Here is a 17,211-nt window from a genome sequence, read left to right on the forward strand (position 1 = left end):
CTGATGGTGCTGCTTTCGCCCCTTGGGCAAAGCCGGTAAGGTCGGCGCGTTTTCCATCTGCTCGGAGCGTTCTATGCCCGCCCCCGTACTGTCCGGACCGCAATACCTGCGCGAAGGCCTGAAGCTGGTCCTCAGCCCTGGCCTGCGCCTGTTCGTGCTCCTGCCCCTGGCGATCAACCTGATACTGTTCGTCGGATTGATCTATTTCGCCGGCCACCAGTTCAGCCTGTGGATCGACAGCCTGATGCCAACCCTGCCGGACTGGCTGAGTTTTCTCAGTTACATCCTCTGGCCACTGTTCATGGTGCTGGTGGCGCTGATGGTGTTTTTCACCTTCACCATGCTGGCCAACATCATCGCCGCGCCCTTCAACGGCTTTCTATCGGAAAAGGTCGAAACCGTGGTCCGTGGCACCGACGATTTCCCGCCCTTCAGCTGGGGCGAACTGATCGCCATGATCCCCCGCACCCTGTCCCGGGAAATGCGCAAGCTCGGCTACTTCCTGCCCCGGGCCATCGGCCTGTTCATCCTCTCGCTGATCCCGGTGGTCAACCTGGTGGCCGCGCCGCTGTGGCTGCTGTTCGGCATCTGGATGATGGCCATCCAGTACATCGACTACCCGGCGGACAACCACAAGATGAGCTGGCAGGACATGCTCGCCTGGCTGCGGCAGAAGCGCTGGCAGAGCCTGGGCTTTGGCGGCATCGTCTACCTGGCGCTGATGATCCCCTTCGTCAACATCCTGATGATGCCGGCCGCCGTGGCCGGGGCCACGCTGTTCTGGGTGCGTGAACGCGGGGTGGAGAAGCTGCCGGGCCAATAGGACCCCGGCGTCATAAATCCATCATCCGCACGTCACAATGGCGACATGGCCTCAGTCGACACTGAGGCCATGACGACCGCTCTGCATATCACCCTCATCACGGAAACCTTCCCACCGGAAATCAATGGCGTGGCCAATACCCTTGGCCGCCTGTGCGATGGCCTGCGTGCTCGCGGGCATCAGGTGGAACTGGTGCGCCCGCGCCAGGGCTGCGATCAGAGTCGGCCCAGCGATGAAGCCCTGCTGCTGTGCCGCGGCTGGCCGCTGCCGGGTTATCCGGGGCTGCAATGGGGCCAGTCGTCGATGCACAAACTGCTGCGGCGCTGGAAACGCCAGCGCCCGGACGTGCTCTACATCGCCACCGAAGGCCCCCTGGGGCTGTCTGCACTGCGGGCTGCCAAGCGCCTGGGGATCTCGGTGGTCAGCGGCTTCCATACCAACTTCCAGCAGTATTCCAGCCAATACGGCCTGGGTTTACTGACCCGCCTGCTGACCCATTACCTGCGCTGGTTCCACAACCGTTCGAAGCTGACCCTGGTGCCCAGTGTCAGTCAGCGCCTGGAGCTGGAACGCCGCCACTTCGAACGTCTGGCCCTGCTGTCCCGAGGCGTCGACAGCCAGTTGTTCCATCCGGCCAAGCGCCTCAATGAGCTGCGCAGCGGTTGGGGCCTGGGCAACGATGATCTGGCGGTGATCCATGTCGGACGCCTGGCACCGGAGAAGAATCTGGGGCTGCTCAAGCGCTGCTTCGAACGGCTCCAGGCCACTTATCCACAGCGTCGGATGAAGTTGATCGTGGTGGGTGACGGCCCACAACGCGCCGCCCTGGAAAAAAGCCTGCCCGAGGCCCTGTTCTGCGGCTGCCAACGCGGCGAGGCACTGGCGGCCCATTACGCCTCGGGGGATGTGTTCCTGTTTCCCAGCCTGACCGAAACCTTCGGCAATGTGGTGCTGGAAGCCCTGGCGTCAGGGTTGGCGGTGGTGGCTTACGATCAGGCCGCTGCAGCCCAGCATATCCGCCATGGCTACAACGGCGTGCTGGCCATGCCCGGGGATGAAGGCGCGTTCTGTGAGGCCGCCGGCTGGCTGCTGGAGGAGGCGGAAACCCTGCGCCGGGTGCGCCTCAACGCCCGGCAACACGCCAGCCGCCAAGGATGGCCCGCGGTGATCGAGCAGTTTGAAGATCAGTTGCGCAACGCCTGCCAGCCGGCTCCGGCCGGGGACTACGAGGCAATGATCGAAGCGGCGCTGCAAAAAACGCCAGGTACGGTCAAGACACTCCAGGCGGTGAGAGGGCTGCCCCCCTCACCGCCTGGAGCCGGACGTTAGACCAGGGTCATCAGGGCTTCGCGGCTGAACGGCAGAATGTCCTGCTCACGACCTTCACGGACTTTCTGCGCCCAATCCGGATCCACCAGCAGGGCCCGGCCCACCGCCACCAGATCGAACTCGTCATTGTTCAGGCGCTGCAACAGGTTCTCCAGACTGGCCGGCTGCGCCACCTTGTCGGTGTTGACCATGAATTGCAGGAACTCGCCGTCCAGGCCGACGCTGCCCACGGTGATGGTCGGCTTGCCGGTGAGCTTGCGGGTCCAGCCCGCCAGGTTGAGGTCGGAACCTTCGAACTCCGGCTCCCAGAAGCGCCGGGTCGAGCAATGGAAGATATCCACACCGGCCTCCGCCAGCGGCTTGAGGAAGGCGCCCAGGGCTTGCGGGGTCTGCACCAGGCGAGCGCTGTAGTCCTGCTGCTTCCATTGGGAGAAACGCAGGATGATCGGGAAATCCGGGCCAACGACGGCACGCACGGCCTGGATCAGCTCGATGGCGAAACGCGAACGCTGGGCCAGGTCGCCACCGTATTCGTCGCTGCGCTGGTTGCTGCCTTCCCAGAAGAACTGGTCCACCAGGTAACCGTGGGCGCCGTGGATTTCCACGCCATCCATGCCGATGCTCTGGGCATCCTTGGCGGCCTGGGCGAAAGCGGCGATCACCTCCCGGATATCCTCGTGGGTCATGCCATGCACCACCACCTTGCCATCCTTGAGCTTCTCGCTGGGGCCGTAGCCGGGCACGCTGGCATCCGGCTCGGTGCCCAGGCGCCGCACATTGCCCACATGCCACAGCTGCGGGACGATCTTGCCGCCCTCGGCATGAACCGCGTCCACCACCTTCTTCCAGCCGGCCAGGGCCGCTTCGCCATAGAACTGCGGCACGTTGGGATAACCGTTGGCGGCCTTGTGTCCGACCGTGGTGCCTTCGGTGATGATCAGGCCCACGCCGGCGGCGGCGCGGCGCCGGTAATACTCGATGACCTTGGAGTTGGGCACCCCACCCGGGGAAAACGACCGGGTCATGGGCGCCATCACCACGCGGGTCGGCAGCTCCAGCGCGCCGAGTTGGAAGGGTTTGAACAAGGCTTGAACAGGCATGCTGCACTCCGACAAAAAGGCTTGAGTCGATAGTCGACCCACAAGACTGCGCCGGTTACCCGCTCCAGCGCACTTATGATGGGGATAATATTCATCACCCCAAGCCCTGCACAGCATTATTGATTTAAGTGATTTAGATGCAAAAACGCCGCATGAGAGCGGCGCGGGGCAGGCAGGAACAATGGGCCGGGCGGATGGACCCGGCTGGCCGCGTCAGCTCAAGGCCTTCTCGATAGCCTGGACCACGGTGGGATCATCCGGCGCGGTGCGCGGCGAAAAACGCGCCAGCACCCGACCGTCCTTGCCGAGGAGGAATTTCTCGAAATTCCAAGTGATATCCCCGGGAAACTCGGCGCCCTCGCCCGCCAGCAGGCGGTACAGCTGATGACGCTCGGGACCGTTGACCTCGAGCTTGCTGCTCAGGGGAAAGGTCACCCCGTAGTTGAGGCTGCAAAACTCCTGGATCTGCTGCTCGGTGCCCGGCTCCTGCCCGGCGAACTGATTGCAGGGCAGGCCCAGTACGCTGAACCCTTGGCCCTTGTATTGCTGGTAGAGATTTTCCAACGCCGCATATTGTGGTGTCAGACCACATTTGGAGGCGACGTTGACCACCAGCACGACTTGCCCCTTGAAGGGCGCGAGCGGTAGCTCCTGACCATCCAGGGCTTTCAATTTAAGGTCGTGAAAAGCACTCATGACGAACTCCAAATTCCTGTGTTCTTACAGAAAACAGCCTCTCGACAGTACAGCCAAAAGCCGCGGACTAAAAAGGCGCCCTCGGGCGCCTCTCCAGCAAACTTGAGCTTAGCGCAGAAAATCAGTGGTGATGACCACCTTCGCCATGGACGTGGCCATGGGCGATTTCTTCCTGGCTGGCGTCACGGATGGCCACGATCTTGACCTGGAAGTTCAGGCGCTGGCCGGCCAGCGGGTGGTTGCCGTCGACGGTGACGTCGTCGCCGTCCAGGTCACGGATGGTCACGATCTGCATCTGGCCGTCCGGAGCGGAAGCGTGGAACTGCATGCCCACTTCCAGCTCGTCGACGCCTTCGAACATGCTGCGGCTCAGGGTGCTGACCAGTTCGGCAGCGTATTCGCCGTAGGCATCTTCAGGTTCTACGGACACGTTCAGCTCGTCACCGACTTGCTTGCCTTCCAGAGCCTTTTCCAGACCAGGAATGATGTTACCTGCGCCTTGCAGGTAAACCAGCGGGGCGCCGCCGGCAGAGCTGTCGATGACCTCACCAGCGTCATTGGTGAGGGTATAGTCGATGGAGACAGCCTTATTGGCGGCGATCAGCATGGGGTGGGACCTTTTGCATAAGAATGAAGAGGGTCGAAGTTTAGCGAAGCAATCGCTCGAAAGCGAACGGAACCCGGACCAACGGAACGGGAAAACCCCGTCGACAATTCGTGGATTTCATCAGGATGAAGACGGCCATTGGGTGGCGCAGCTGTCCTGCGGCCATACCCAGCACCTGCGCCACCAGCCGCCCTGGCAATCCCGGGCCTGGGTCCTCGACCCACAGCAGCGGGCAGAAAAAATAGGCCAGCCCTTTGCCTGCGGCTGGTGTGCTCAAGCCCCGGGAAGCGATAACCTTAGCGCCTGACGATTCGGCAGACGGCCTTAGACCGTCGCCCTTGCCATGCACCTTCCGAGAATTCGCATGCAAACTTTTTTTATCGCGCCCACCGATTTTGGTGTGGGTCTGACCTCCATCAGCCTCGGGCTGGTGCGTACCCTGGAACGGGCCGGCCTCAAGGTCGGCTTTTTCAAGCCCATTGCCCAGCCGCACCCCGGTGATACCGGGCCCGAGCGTTCCACCGAGCTGGTAGCCCGCACCCACGGCCTGAAACCGCCGCAACCCCTGGGCCTGGCCCATGTCGAGCGGATGCTCGGCGACGGCCAGCTCGATGAACTGCTGGAAGAAATCATCACCCTCTACCAGCAGGCCGCCATCGGCAAGGACGTGCTGATCGTCGAAGGCATGGTGCCGACCCGCAGCGCCAGCTACGCCGCCCGGGTCAACCTGCACCTGGCCAAAAGCCTGGATGCCGAGGTGATCCTGGTGTCCGCCCCGGAAAACGAAGTGCTCACCGAGCTGTCCGGCCGGGTCGAACTGCAGGCCCAGCTGTTCGGCGGCCCACGGGACCCGAAAGTGCTGGGGGTGATCCTCAACAAGGTGCGCACCGATGAAAGCATGGAGGCCTTCTCCGCGCGCTTGAAGGAGCATTCGCCGTTGCTGCGCAGCGGCGACTTCCGTCTGCTGGGCTGCATTCCCTTCCAGCCGGAACTCAACGCCCCACGCACCCGCGACGTGGCGGAGCTGATGGGCGCCCAGGTGCTCAATGCCGGCGACTACGAAAGCCGGCGCATGACCAAGATCATCATTTGCGCCCGCACCATGCGCAACACCGTGGAGCTGCTCAAGCCCGGCGTGCTGGTGGTGACGCCAGGGGACCGCGACGACATCATCCTCGCCGTGAGCCTGGCGGCGATCAACGGCGTGCCCCTGGCCGGCCTGCTGCTGACCAGCGACACCCTGCCCGACCCGCGGATCATGGAGCTGTGCCGTGGCGCCCTGAATGCCGGCCTGCCGGTGCTGTCGGTCAGCACCGGGTCCTACGACACCGCCAACCAGCTCAATGGCCTGAACAAGGAAATCCCCATCGATGACCGCGAGCGCGCGGAGATCATCACCGATTTCGTCGCCAGCCACCTGGACGCCAACTGGCTGCACCAGCGCTGCGGCACCCCGCGGGAAATGCGCCTGTCGCCGGCGGTATTCCGCTACCAGTTGATCCAGCGCGCGCAGCAGGCCAACAAGCGCATCGTCCTGCCCGAAGGCAGCGAGCCGCTGACCGTACAGGCCGCCGCCATCTGTCAGGCTCGCGGCATTGCCCGCTGCGTGCTGCTGGCCAAGCCGGAGGAAGTGCATGCGGTGGCCCGGGCCCAGGGCATCGAGCTGCCCGAAGGCCTGGAGATTCTCGACCCGGACCTGATTCGCCAGCGCTACGTGGAGCCCATGGTGGCCCTGCGCAAGAGCAAGAGCCTGAATGCGCCCATGGCCGAGCAGCAACTGGAAGACCCGGTGGTGATCGGCACCGTGATGCTGGCCCTGGATGAAGTGGACGGCCTGGTGTCCGGAGTCATCCACTCCACCGCCAACACCATCCGTCCGGCCCTGCAACTGATCAAGACCGCCCCGGGCTGCACCCTGGTGTCTTCGGTGTTCTTCATGCTGTTCCCCGAGCAGGTGCTGGTCTACGGCGACTGCGTGATGAACCCGCACCCCAGCGCCAGCGAGCTGGCGGAAATCGCCTTGCAGAGCGCTGACTCGGCGGCGGCCTTCGGCATCACCCCGCGGGTGGCCATGATCAGCTACTCCAGCGGCGATTCGGCCAGTGGCGAAGAAGTGGAGAAAGTCCGCGAGGCGACCCTGCTGGCCCACGAAGCCCAGCGTTCGCTGCTGATCGACGGCCCGCTGCAATACGACGCCGCGGCCAACGAAAACGTCGCCCGGCAGCTGGCCCCCAACAGCCAGGTGGCGGGCAAGGCCACGGTGTTCGTGTTCCCCGACCTGAACACCGGCAACACCACCCACAAGGCCGTGCAGCGCAGCGCCGATTGCGTGAGCCTGGGCCCAATGCTGCAAGGCCTGCGCAAACCCGTGAACGACCTGCCTCGGGGCGCCCAGGTGGACGACATCGTCTACACCATCGCCCTGACCGCGATTCAAGCCGCCAACCGACCCATGGATGTCTAAATGCTGGAATTTCTACCTGCCGCCGTGCGCGGGATCATCGCCTCGATCCTGCTGGCGCTGAACACTATCCTGCTGTGCTCGTTCCTGTTCTGCGTGGCGATCTGCAAGGCCCTGCCCTTCGCCCTCACCCAGCGCTTGACTCACTGGCTGATGAACCACACCCACGAAGCCTGGATCAGCAACAACAAGGCCTGGATGCAGCTGGTGTGCCGCACCCGCTGGCACGTGCAGGACCTTCAAGGCCTGGATTATCAGCACTCCTACCTGGTCACCAGCAACCACCAGAGCTGGGTCGACATCATGGTCCTGCAGTACGTGTTCAACCGGCGCATCCGGCCGCTGAAGTTCTTCCTCAAGCAGGAACTGATCTGGGTGCCGGTGATTGGCCTGGCCTGGTGGGCACTGGGCTTTCCGTTCATGAAGCGCTACTCCAAGGCCTACCTGGAAAAGCACCCGGAGAAGAAAGGCAAGGACCTGGAAACCACGCGCAAGACCTGTGCGAAGTTTCGCAACAACCCGGTGGGCATCTTCAACTTCGTCGAAGGCACGCGCTTTACCGAAGCCAAGCACTCCCAGCAGCAATCGCCGTTCCGCTACCTGCTCAAGCCCAAGGCCGGTGGTATCGCCTTTGTCCTGGACGCCATGGGCGAGCAACTGCAATCGATCATCGATGTGACGCTGCACTACCCCGCTGGCCGGCCCGGTTTCTGGGACCTGTTGTGCGGCAGGGTCAAGGATGTGGTGGTGCGCTTTGAAGAGGTACGGATTCCGCCGCAGTTCATTGGCAAGAACTATGAACAGGACACGGCCTATCGCCAGGAATTCCAGGGCTGGATCAACCAGCAGTGGCTGGCCAAGGATGCGCTGCTGGAAGTGCTGCATCGAGAGTATCCGGCAAAACCCTGAGGGCCTCTTCGCTGGCAAGCCAGCTCCTACGGAGCTGTACCGTCCTGGCCGGGGAAGGCTAATTCAAGCGCACAAAAAAGCCCGCAGCCGATCACTCGACTGCGGGCTTTTTCTTACGGCTTAGATCGCGCCGTGTTTACGCAACAGATCCAGCACCTGCTTGACGCCTTCTTCCACCGACAGCGCCTGGGTGTCGATCACCAGATCGGCATTCAGCGGTACGTCATAGGGGAAGGATTCGCCCGGGATGTTGTCCCCGCCAGCCGCGTACAGGCCTTGCGGATCGCGCTCGGCGCACACCGCAGGCGATGCCTGGACGTAGACCGTCAGCAGACGATCCCTGCCGATCAGGTCCTTGGCCTGCTCGCGCCCTTCGGCACTTGGCGCCACGAACGCGGCCAGGGTCAGCAGGCCGGCTTCGTTGAACTGACGGGCCACGTGAGCCGCACGACGCCAGTTCTCGGTACGTCCGGCACGATCCTGTGGCAGGCCCTTGTTCAGGTCATGACGCAGGTTCTGGCCATCGAGCACATACACCGCACGCCCCATGTCGAACAGCTTGCGCTCCACGGCGTAGGCCAGGGTGCTCTTGCCCGCGCCCGACAGGCCGCTGAACAGCACGGTGGCCGGTTGCTGGCCGAAGCGCTGGGCACGCTCTTCGGTGGCGACATGGGCCAGCTTGCCATGGTGGGTGGCGCTGCCATGGGCCACCGGCTGGGCGATGATCATGCCGGCGCCGACGGTGCCGTTGGTCAAGCGGTCGATGACGATGAAAGCCCCGGTGGTGCGGTTGCTTTCATAGCCATCCAGGGCAATCGGCGCGTCGAGGCTGATCTTGACCTTGCCGATCTCGTTCAGTTGCAGCGCGCTGGCCGCGCCCTCTTCCAGGGTGTTCACATCGACCTTGTGGATGATGCTGGCAATCGAGCCCGGCACGTAGCTGGTAGCCCGCTTGATGTCGTATTTCTTGCCCGGCAGCATCGGCTCTTCGGCCATCCACACCAGCATGGCTTCGAAGCTGTCGGTGACCGGCGGCACGTTGTCGGCATGCACCAGCAGGTCGCCACGGGAGATGTCGATCTCGTCTTCCATGGTCAGGGTTACGGCCTGGCCTGGACCGGCCTGCTCCAGCTCGCCCTCGAAGGTGACGATGGACTTGACCCGGCTGCTCTTGCCCGACGGCAGCACCACGACTTCGTCACCCTTGTGCACGATGCCGCTGGCCAGGGTGCCGGCAAAACCACGGAAGTTCAGGTTCGGACGGTTGACGTACTGCACCGGGAAACGCAGATCGGTGAAGTTGCGGTCACCGGCCACTTCCACGGTTTCGAGGATCTCCATCAGCGACTGCCCGGTGTACCAGGGCGAACGCTCGCTCTTGTTCACCACGTTGTCGCCCTTGAGCGCCGACATCGGCACGAAGTGCAGGCTGGTGGGCTGCAGCTTCAGGCCCTGGGCGAACTTCAGGTAGTCGGCCTTGATCGACTCGAACACGCCTTCATCGAAGCCCTTGAGGTCCATCTTGTTGATGGCCACGACGATGTGCTTGATGCCCAGCAGCGAGGCGATGAAGCTGTGGCGACGGGTCTGGGTCTGCACGCCGTAGCGGGCGTCCACCAGGATGATCGCCAGGTCACAGGTGGACGCACCGGTGGCCATGTTGCGGGTGTACTGCTCATGACCGGGGGTGTCGGCGATGATGAACTTGCGCTTGGCGGTGGAGAAATAGCGATAGGCGACATCGATGGTGATGCCCTGCTCGCGCTCGGCCTGCAGACCGTCCACCAGCAACGCCAGGTCGATATCGTCACCGGTGGTGCCGACCTTCTTCGAATCCCGGGTGATGGCTTCCAGATGGTCTTCGTAGATCATCTTCGAGTCGTGCAGCAGGCGCCCGATCAGGGTGCTCTTGCCGTCATCGACGTTGCCGCAGGTGAGAAAGCGCAGCAGCTCTTTGCGTTCGTGCTGGCCCAGGTAAGCGAGGATGTCCTCGCTGATCAAATCAGATTGATGCGACATGACAGCCCCTTAGAAATAACCCTGACGTTTTTTATCTTCCATTGAGCCGGCGCCATCGTGGTCGATGACCCGGCCCTGGCGCTCGGAAGTTCGCGTCAGGAGCATTTCCTGGATGATGTCCGTCAGGCTCTCGGCCTCGGACTCCACCGCGCCCGTCAACGGGTAGCAGCCAAGGGTACGGAAACGCACTTTCTTCTTGACGATGCGGGCTTTCTCTTCATCGGACAGATGCTCGAGGATGCGCTCGTCATCGATCATGATCAGGGTGCCGTTCTTCTCGATCACTTCACGCTCGGCGGCGAAGTACAGCGGCACGATCGGGATGCCTTCCAGGTAGATGTATTGCCAGATGTCCAGCTCGGTCCAGTTGGACAGCGGGAACACGCGGATCGACTCGCCCTTGTTGACCTTGCCGTTGTAGACGTTCCACAGCTCGGGGCGCTGGTTCTTCGGGTCCCAGCGGTGCTTGCTGTCACGGAACGAGTAGACGCGCTCCTTGGCGCGGGACTTCTCTTCATCGCGACGGGCACCGCCGAAAGCGGCGTCGAAACCGTGCTTGTCCAGGGCCTGCTTGAGGCCCTCGGTCTTCATGATGTCGGTGTGCTTGGCACTGCCGTGGGTGAACGGGTTGATGCCCTGGGCCACGCCATCCGGGTTGACGTGGGTGATCAGCTCCAGACCCAGTTCTTCGACCATGCGGTCGCGGAACTTGTACATTTCCTGGAATTTCCACTGGGTATCGACGTGCATCACCGGGAACGGCAACTTGCCGGGGAAGAACGCCTTGCGGGCCAGATGCAACATCACGGCGGAGTCTTTACCGATGGAGTACAGCATCACCGGGTTGTCGAACTCGGCGGCCACCTCGCGGATGATGTGGATGCTTTCCGCCTCCAGCTGTTTCAGATGCGTCAGTTTGTCGACCATGGCTACTCACGAAAGCTTTCTTATGGACGGCCATCGGGCCGTGTTCGAGCGGGGCATGCTAGCACAGCGACCTGCTTCTAATCAGGGAGCCAACTAGAACGAAACGGTATATGAATATACCGCTCCGTTAGCCCGCAAACGCCCCTGTGCAGGAGCTGGCTTGCCAGCGAAGGCGCTTTCAGGCGCACCTTCGGGCTGAAGATCTTTTTGCCGACAAGCCGGCTCCTGCACGGGATCAGATCGGGTTGGGGCAGTCGATGAACAGGTGCTCCAGGGCAAAGCGCCGGGCCAGGTAGTCGCCCAGGGCCTGGACGCCGTAACGCTCGGTGGCGTGATGGCCGGCGGCGATGAAGCTGATGTCGTTTTCCCGGGCACTGTGGAAGGTCTGCTCCGAGGCCTCGCCACTCAGGTACAGGTCGACACCGGCCTGCACCGCCTGGTCGATGTAGCCCTGGCCGCCGCCGGTGCACCAGCCGACCCGGCGGATCATCTCGCTGCCTTCGATCAGCAAGGGTTCGCGACCCATCACTTCCTGCACCCGCCGGGCAAAGTCCCGCGCCGTCATGGGTTCGCCGAGGGAACCGACCAGACCGACAACCTTGGGGTTCTCCGGGTCCAATGGGCCTTCCACGGTGATATCCAACTGCCGGGCCAACTGCACGTTGTTGCCCACCTCAGGATGCAGGTCCAGGGGCAGGTGATAGGCCAAGAGGCTGATGTCGTGCTTGAGCAGGGTTTTCAACCTACGCTGCTTCATGCCGGTGATGCAGGGGTTCTCGCCTTTCCAGAAATAGCCGTGATGCACCAGCACCAGATCGGCCTTGGCCTCCACCGCAGCGTCCAGCAAAGCCTGGCTGGCGGTCACGCCACTGACGATACGCATCACCTGCGGGCGCCCTTCGACCTGCAGGCCATTGGGGCAGTAGTCGGCGATGCGGGAACTGCCCAGATAGCGGTCCGCTTCTTCCACCAATGTGCTCAGAGCAACGGCCATAAATGACTCCTAAATATCCCGTTCAGAGGCGCGCGCGGCCTCGTATAATGCGCGACATTATGGGCCGTGCGCAGCCCTTCGTAACCACCCAGGACTTGCTCAATGCTCAAGGCTCTGCGTTTTTTTGGCTGGCCGCTTCTGGCCGGCGTGCTCATCGCGTTGCTGATTATTCAGCGCTACCCCCAGTGGGTCGGCCTGCCCAGCCTGGACGTCAACCTGCAGCAAGCGCCACAAACCACCAGCACCCGGCAGGGACCGGTGTCCTATGCCGATGCGGTGCTGATCGCCGCGCCGGCGGTGGTCAACCTGTACACCACCAAAGTGATCAACAAACCGGCCCACCCACTGTTTGAAGACCCGCAGTTCCGCCGCTTCTTCGGCGACAACCTGCCCAAGCAGCAACGCATGGAGTCGAGCCTGGGTTCCGGGGTGATCATGAGCCCCGAAGGCTACCTGCTGACCAACAACCACGTGACCTCCGGCGCCGAACAGATCGTGGTGGCGCTCAAGGATGGGCGGGAAACCCTGGCCCGGGTCATCGGCAGCGATCCGGAAACCGATCTGGCGGTGCTCAAGATCGACCTGAAGAACCTGCCTTCGATCACTGTCGGCCGCTCGGAAAACGTCCGCGTCGGCGACGTCGCCCTGGCCATCGGCAACCCGTTCGGGGTCGGCCAGACCGTGACCATGGGCATCATCAGCGCCACCGGGCGCAACCAGTTGGGCCTGAACAACTACGAAGACTTCATCCAGACCGACGCCGCGATCAACCCGGGCAACTCCGGCGGCGCCCTGGTGGACGCCAATGGCAACCTGACCGGGATCAACACCGCGATCTTCTCCAAGTCCGGCGGCTCCCAGGGCATCGGCTTTGCCATTCCGATCAAGCTGGCCATGGAAGTGATGAAGTCGATCATCGAACACGGCCAGGTCATCCGTGGCTGGCTGGGGATCGAAGTGCAACCGCTGACCCAGGAACTGGCGGAGTCCTTCGGCCTGGCCGGACGTCCCGGGATCGTGGTGGCGGGGATCTTCCGCGATGGCCCGGCACAGAAAGCCGGCATGCAGCTGGGTGACGTGATCCTCAGCATCGACGGCGAACCTGCCGGTGACGGCCGCCGCTCGATGAACCAGGTGGCGCGCATCAAGCCGATGGAGAAAGTCGCAATCCTGGTGATGCGCAACGGCAAGGAAATCAAGCTGACGGCGGAAATCGGCCTGCGCCCACCACCCGCGCCGGTCAAGGAAGAAGAGTAACGCTGCGCCCGGCGATGCCGGGCTAACAGCATACATTCTCATCGGTCATGTTATATTGTTTCAATATTGCTATTGGAACAGCCCCATGACGTCCCGAAAAATCCTCCCCCTGGCCGGCCTGGCCCTGGGCCTGCTGGCCGATCCCCTGCTCGCCGAAGAACCCCAGCCCCTGGAGCTCGAAGCCACCCGCATCACCAGCGAATACGAGTCCGCCAACGGTCCGGTCAAAGGCTACCGGGCCACGCGCTCGGCCAGCGCCACCAAGACTGACACGGCGATCCGCGATATCCCGCAATCCATCAGCGTGATCCCCGCCAGCGTGCTCAAGGACCTGGGCAGCAGCAATGTCGAACGCGCCCTGGAGTTTGCCGGCGGCGTCTCCAAGCAGAACAATTTCGGTGGCCTGACCCTGTATGAATACAGCGTGCGCGGCTTCACCACCTCGGAGTTTTACAAGGACGGCTTCAGCGCCAATCGCGGTTACCCCAGCACCCCGGACGCGGCCAATATCGAGCGCATCGAGGTGCTCAAGGGCCCGGCCGCCAGCCTCTATGGCCGCGGCGACCCCGGCGGCACGGTGAACATCGTGACCAAAAAGCCCCAGCCCGAAGCCTTCACCACCCTGCAGACCAGCGCCGGCAGCTGGGACCGCTACCGCACCGCCCTGGATATCAACACCCCGCTGGATGCTCAAGGCGACCTGCTGTCCCGGGTCAATCTGGCGGTGGAGGACAACCGCAGCTTTCGCGACCACGTCGACAGCCGCCGGGTGTTCGTCGCCCCCTCCTTCAGCTGGCAACTGAACCCGGACACCAGCCTGCTGGTGGAAGGCGAATTGGTGCGCCACAGCTCGACCTTCGACCGCGGCATCGTCGCCCCCAACAACCGCTGGAGCGGCGTCTCGCGCTCGACCTTCCTCGGTGAACCCAACGACGGCAACATCGACAACCACAACAACATGCTCCAGGCCGCCCTGGAACATCACCTCAACGACAGCTGGAAGCTGCGCCTGGCCAGCCACTACAAGGAAGGCCAGTTGTGGGGCTTCGCATCGGAAACCCGCCCGCTGAATGCCGACCAGCACACGGTTAATCGGCGCTACCGCGAACGGGACAACAACTGGCACGACAGCATCACCCAGCTGGAACTGCGCGGCCTGTTCGACATCGGCAGTTGGCAGCACGAGCTGCTGATCGGCAGCGAATACGAGAACTACCGCAAGAACGAGCGGGTCACCACCCTCGCCGGCGGCCCTTACGCCATTGATATCTACGACCCGATCTACGGCCAGGCCAAGCCCAACGGCAAGCGTTCCGGCACGGACTTTTTCGAGCATGTCGAAAGCCGGGCCCTCAACCTGCAGGACCAGATCGTCTTCACTGACCGCCTGCGCGGCATGCTCGGCGCCCGCTTTGAACACTTCGAGCAAAAGATCGACGACCACACCACCGGCAAGCGCAGCCGCCAGACTCACGACGCCCTGACCCAGCGCGCCGGCCTACTCTATCAACTGACTCCGCAAGTGGGCCTGTTCGCCAACGCCTCCACCTCGTTCAAGCCCAACAACGGGCTGGATGCGGCCGGCAAGACCTTCAAGCCCGAGGAAGGGGTCGGTTATGAAGTGGGGATCAAGAGCGAGCTGTTCGACGAACGCCTGAGCGCGACCCTGGCCGCCTTCCATATCGACAAGGAAAACGTCCTGGCCCTGGACCCCGGCAGCGACGCCAGCCGCGCCGTGGGCAAGGCCCGCAGTCAGGGCTTCGATGCGCAAGTGAGCGGCCAGTTGACCGACGCGGTGCGGGTGATCGGTGCCTATGCGCTGATCGATGCCGAGGTCACCAAGGGTGATCGGGCGATCCCCGCCGGCAGCCGCATCCTCGGCGTGGCCAAGCACAGTGGCAGCCTGCTGGGCGTCTATGAGTTCCAGGACGGCCGGCTCAAAGGCTCGGACATCGGCGCCGCCCTGACCTATGTCGGCGATCGCTCCGGCGAGGCTGGCGGCAGTTTCGAGTTGCCCGCCTATCGCACCCTGGATCTGCTGGCCCATTACAAGGCCAGCGACAACCTGACCCTGGGCCTGAACCTGAACAACCTGTTCGACGAGAAGTACTACGAGCGCTCCTACAGCAACTACTGGGTCACTCCAGGCGAGCCGCGCAACTTCACCGTCAGCCTGACACTCAACCTGTAGCCGAGAATCGCCATGCACCACCTCAAGTCAATCACGCTGCTGGGCCTGCTCATCACGCTGGGCACAACCCAGGCCACGGCCCACGGTCTATGGACCGAGCAGCGCCGCGGAAATATCGAAGTGATCTACGGCCACGGCGCCGAAGACGATGCCTTCAAATCCAAGAAGGTCAGCGGTGCCTGGGCCTACGACGCCGCGGCCAGGATGATTCCAGTGACCGTGCAACGCCTGGCTGACCATGCGCGCCTGCAACCACTCAAGCCACCGGCGGTGCTGGCCGTGGCGCTGGACAACGGCCCGTGGTCGCAAACGGCGGACAAAGGCTGGGTCAACCAGGGGCGCAGCCAAGTCCCGGGGGCCATCGCCTCGACCCACACCTTCAAGTACAGCCTGGCGATCTATCAAGCAGGGGCGAAGCTGCCCAAGCTGGAACAGCTCAAACTGCTGATCCTGCCGGAAGTCGACCCGCTGACCGTGGGCCAGGGCAACAGCCTGCCGGTGCGGGTACTGCTGGATGGGCAGCCCGTGGCTGGAGTCAAGTTGATCGGCGATTATCGCAACGCACCAAGCACCCTGAGCACCGAGACCGATGCCCAGGGACGCGCGCAAGTGTTGGTGAGAAATGAAGGCTTGAACGTGATTGCCGCAGAGCTTGAAGTGCCGCTCAAGAACGACCCGGATGTGGCTTCACGCGGCCTGTTCAGCTCCCTGACCTTCCTCGGCAACCCGCACCACGAGTAAGAGCAGCCGGGGGCTGCAGCTACAAGCGGCAAGCTTGTAGCTGCAAGCGAGAGGCGCCAAGCATTGCTCCGGGCTTCTGACTTGCAGCTTGCCGCTCGTGGCTTAGAGCGGCCCCAACCCGTCGATAAGTGCCTGGTTCTGCTCCGGGGTGCCGATGCTGATCCGCAGGAACTGGGCGATCCGCTGCTGTTTGAAGTGACGCACGATCACCCCTTGCTCGCGCAGCTTGGCCGCCAGCCCCGCCGCATCGTGCTGCGGGTGGCGGGCAAAGATGAAGTTGGCCGCCGACGGCAGCACTTCGAAACCCTTGGCCTGCAACTGCGCCACCACCCACTCGCGACTGTCGATCACCAACTGGCAGGTCTTGGCGAAGTACTCGCGGTCCTCGAAGGCCGCCGCCGCGCCGACGATCGCCAGGCGATCCAGCGGGTAGGAGTTGAAGCTGTTCTTGATCCGCTCCAGGGCCTCGATCAGGTCCGGATGGCCCACCGCCAGGCCCACCCGCAAGCCGGCCAGGGAGCGCGACTTGGACAGGGTCTGGGTCACCAGCAGGTTGGGGTAGCGGTCCACCAGGCTGATGGCGGTCTGGCCGCCAAAGTCGATATAGGCTTCATCCACGACCACCACCGAATCCGGGCTGGCCTGGAGGATCTGCTCCACCGCGTCCAGGGCCAGCAGGCAGCCGGTGGGCGCGTTCGGGTTGGGGAAGATGATCCCGCCGTTGGGTTGGGCGTAGTCGGCCACACGGATCTGGAACTGCTCGTCCAGGGGCACCGCCTGGTAATCGATGCCGTACAGGCCGCAGTACACCGGGTAGAAGCTGTAGCTGATGTCCGGGAACAGCAGCGGCTTATCCTGCTGCAACAGGCCGTGGAAAATGTGCGCCAGGACTTCGTCGGAACCGTTGCCGAGGAACACCTGGTTGCCCTGCACGCCGTAGTAACCGGCCACCGCCTGCTTGAGCAGGTCGCTGTTGGGGTCCGGGTACAGGCGCAGGTTGTCGTTGAGTTCGGCCTGCATCGCCGCCAGGGCCTTGGGCGACGGACCATAGGGGTTTTCATTGGTGTTGAGCTTGACCAACTTGGTCAGCTTGGGTTGTTCGCCCGGCACGTAGGGCACCAGGTTCTTGACGAACGGACTCCAGAATTTGCTCATGT

The 17,211-nt window shown here is 63.2% G+C and carries 15 protein-coding genes; 8 read left to right on the forward strand and 7 right to left on the reverse strand.

The features are described 5' to 3' along the window. Positions 1 to 73: 73 nt before the first annotated feature. Positions 74 to 823: a sulfate transporter CysZ gene (cysZ, locus tag GGI48_RS10045; protein WP_179598105.1), complete on the forward strand. Its 750-nt coding sequence runs from the start codon at positions 74 to 76 to the stop codon at positions 821 to 823. Between the two features lie 45 nt (positions 824 to 868). Beyond that, positions 869 to 2,152, forward strand: a complete 1,284-nt coding sequence (locus GGI48_RS10050) for a glycosyltransferase family 4 protein (protein WP_179598107.1) — start codon at positions 869 to 871, stop codon at positions 2,150 to 2,152. Here GGI48_RS10050 and GGI48_RS10055 read toward each other — a convergent pair. From GGI48_RS10055 to GGI48_RS10065, 3 genes are all read right to left on the reverse strand, one after another. Next, a complete protein-coding gene (locus GGI48_RS10055; RefSeq protein WP_179598109.1) occupies positions 2,149 to 3,252 on the reverse strand; it encodes an NADH:flavin oxidoreductase in 1,104 nt (367 codons plus the stop codon). The two genes, GGI48_RS10050 and GGI48_RS10055, sit on opposite strands and share 4 nt — an antisense overlap. Positions 3,253 to 3,465: 213 nt before the next feature. Further along, positions 3,466 to 3,948 carry a glutathione peroxidase gene (locus tag GGI48_RS10060; protein ID WP_016964799.1) on the reverse strand — a complete coding sequence of 161 codons (483 nt, stop codon included), beginning with the start codon at positions 3,946 to 3,948 and terminating at the stop codon, positions 3,466 to 3,468. A 121-nt stretch (positions 3,949 to 4,069) separates the two neighbouring features. Beyond that, on the reverse strand, positions 4,070 to 4,555 hold the full coding sequence (locus tag GGI48_RS10065) for a peptidylprolyl isomerase (RefSeq protein WP_016964800.1): 486 nt from the start codon (positions 4,553 to 4,555) through the stop codon (positions 4,070 to 4,072). Here GGI48_RS10065 and GGI48_RS10070 point away from each other — a divergent pair. The 3 genes from GGI48_RS10070 to GGI48_RS10080 are packed head-to-tail and all read left to right on the forward strand — an operon-like array spanning position 4,524 to position 7,925. After that, positions 4,524 to 4,862, forward strand: coding sequence for a DUF3565 domain-containing protein (locus GGI48_RS10070; RefSeq protein WP_016964808.1), 339 nt, complete (start codon positions 4,524 to 4,526; stop codon positions 4,860 to 4,862). The genes GGI48_RS10065 and GGI48_RS10070 overlap by 32 nt on opposite strands. 57 nt (positions 4,863 to 4,919) lie before the next feature. After that, positions 4,920 to 7,019 (forward strand): phosphate acetyltransferase, encoded by a 2,100-nt coding sequence (pta, locus tag GGI48_RS10075; protein WP_016964801.1) that lies wholly within the window; start codon positions 4,920 to 4,922, stop codon positions 7,017 to 7,019. Continuing rightward, the gene (locus GGI48_RS10080) at positions 7,020 to 7,925 is read left to right on the forward strand and encodes an acyltransferase (RefSeq protein ID WP_179598111.1); all 906 of its coding nucleotides are present in this window, start codon (positions 7,020 to 7,022) and stop codon (positions 7,923 to 7,925) included. Between the two features lie 120 nt (positions 7,926 to 8,045). Here the strand turns inward: GGI48_RS10080 and cysN are convergent, their stop codons facing one another. The 3 genes from cysN to GGI48_RS10095 form a co-directional block, all read right to left on the reverse strand. Beyond that, complete coding sequence (gene cysN, locus GGI48_RS10085) at positions 8,046 to 9,944, reverse strand: sulfate adenylyltransferase subunit CysN (RefSeq protein WP_047301794.1); 1,899 nt, start codon at positions 9,942 to 9,944, stop codon at positions 8,046 to 8,048. Positions 9,945 to 9,953: 9 nt separating this feature from the next. Beyond that, positions 9,954 to 10,871 (reverse strand): sulfate adenylyltransferase subunit CysD, encoded by a 918-nt coding sequence (gene cysD, locus GGI48_RS10090; RefSeq protein ID WP_103740931.1) that lies wholly within the window; start codon positions 10,869 to 10,871, stop codon positions 9,954 to 9,956. A gap of 235 nt (positions 10,872 to 11,106) precedes the next feature. Further along, on the reverse strand, positions 11,107 to 11,865 hold the full coding sequence (locus GGI48_RS10095; RefSeq protein WP_179598119.1) for a Nif3-like dinuclear metal center hexameric protein: 759 nt from the start codon (positions 11,863 to 11,865) through the stop codon (positions 11,107 to 11,109). 102 nt (positions 11,866 to 11,967) lie between these two features. Between GGI48_RS10095 and algW the strand changes: the two genes are divergently transcribed. The 3 genes from algW (at position 11,968) to GGI48_RS10110 (ending at position 16,054) form a co-directional block, all read left to right on the forward strand. Then, a complete protein-coding gene (gene algW, locus GGI48_RS10100) occupies positions 11,968 to 13,122 on the forward strand; it encodes a Do family serine endopeptidase AlgW (RefSeq protein ID WP_047301789.1) in 1,155 nt (384 codons plus the stop codon). Between the two features lie 85 nt (positions 13,123 to 13,207). Further along, positions 13,208 to 15,313, forward strand: a complete 2,106-nt coding sequence (locus GGI48_RS10105; RefSeq protein WP_179598121.1) for a TonB-dependent siderophore receptor — start codon at positions 13,208 to 13,210, stop codon at positions 15,311 to 15,313. A 12-nt stretch (positions 15,314 to 15,325) separates the two neighbouring features. Then, the gene (locus GGI48_RS10110) at positions 15,326 to 16,054 is read left to right on the forward strand and encodes a DUF4198 domain-containing protein (protein WP_179598123.1); all 729 of its coding nucleotides are present in this window, start codon (positions 15,326 to 15,328) and stop codon (positions 16,052 to 16,054) included. Positions 16,055 to 16,156: 102 nt separating this feature from the next. Here GGI48_RS10110 and hisC read toward each other — a convergent pair whose 3' ends face one another. After that, on the reverse strand, positions 16,157 to 17,209 hold the full coding sequence (gene hisC / locus GGI48_RS10115; RefSeq protein ID WP_179598125.1) for a histidinol-phosphate transaminase: 1,053 nt from the start codon (positions 17,207 to 17,209) through the stop codon (positions 16,157 to 16,159). Positions 17,210 to 17,211: the final 2 nt, after the last annotated feature.

Origin of the sequence: Pseudomonas protegens, assembly GCF_013407925.2 — a bacterium.
In the GTDB taxonomy this organism is placed as follows: domain Bacteria; phylum Pseudomonadota; class Gammaproteobacteria; order Pseudomonadales; family Pseudomonadaceae; genus Aquipseudomonas; species Aquipseudomonas fluorescens_AP.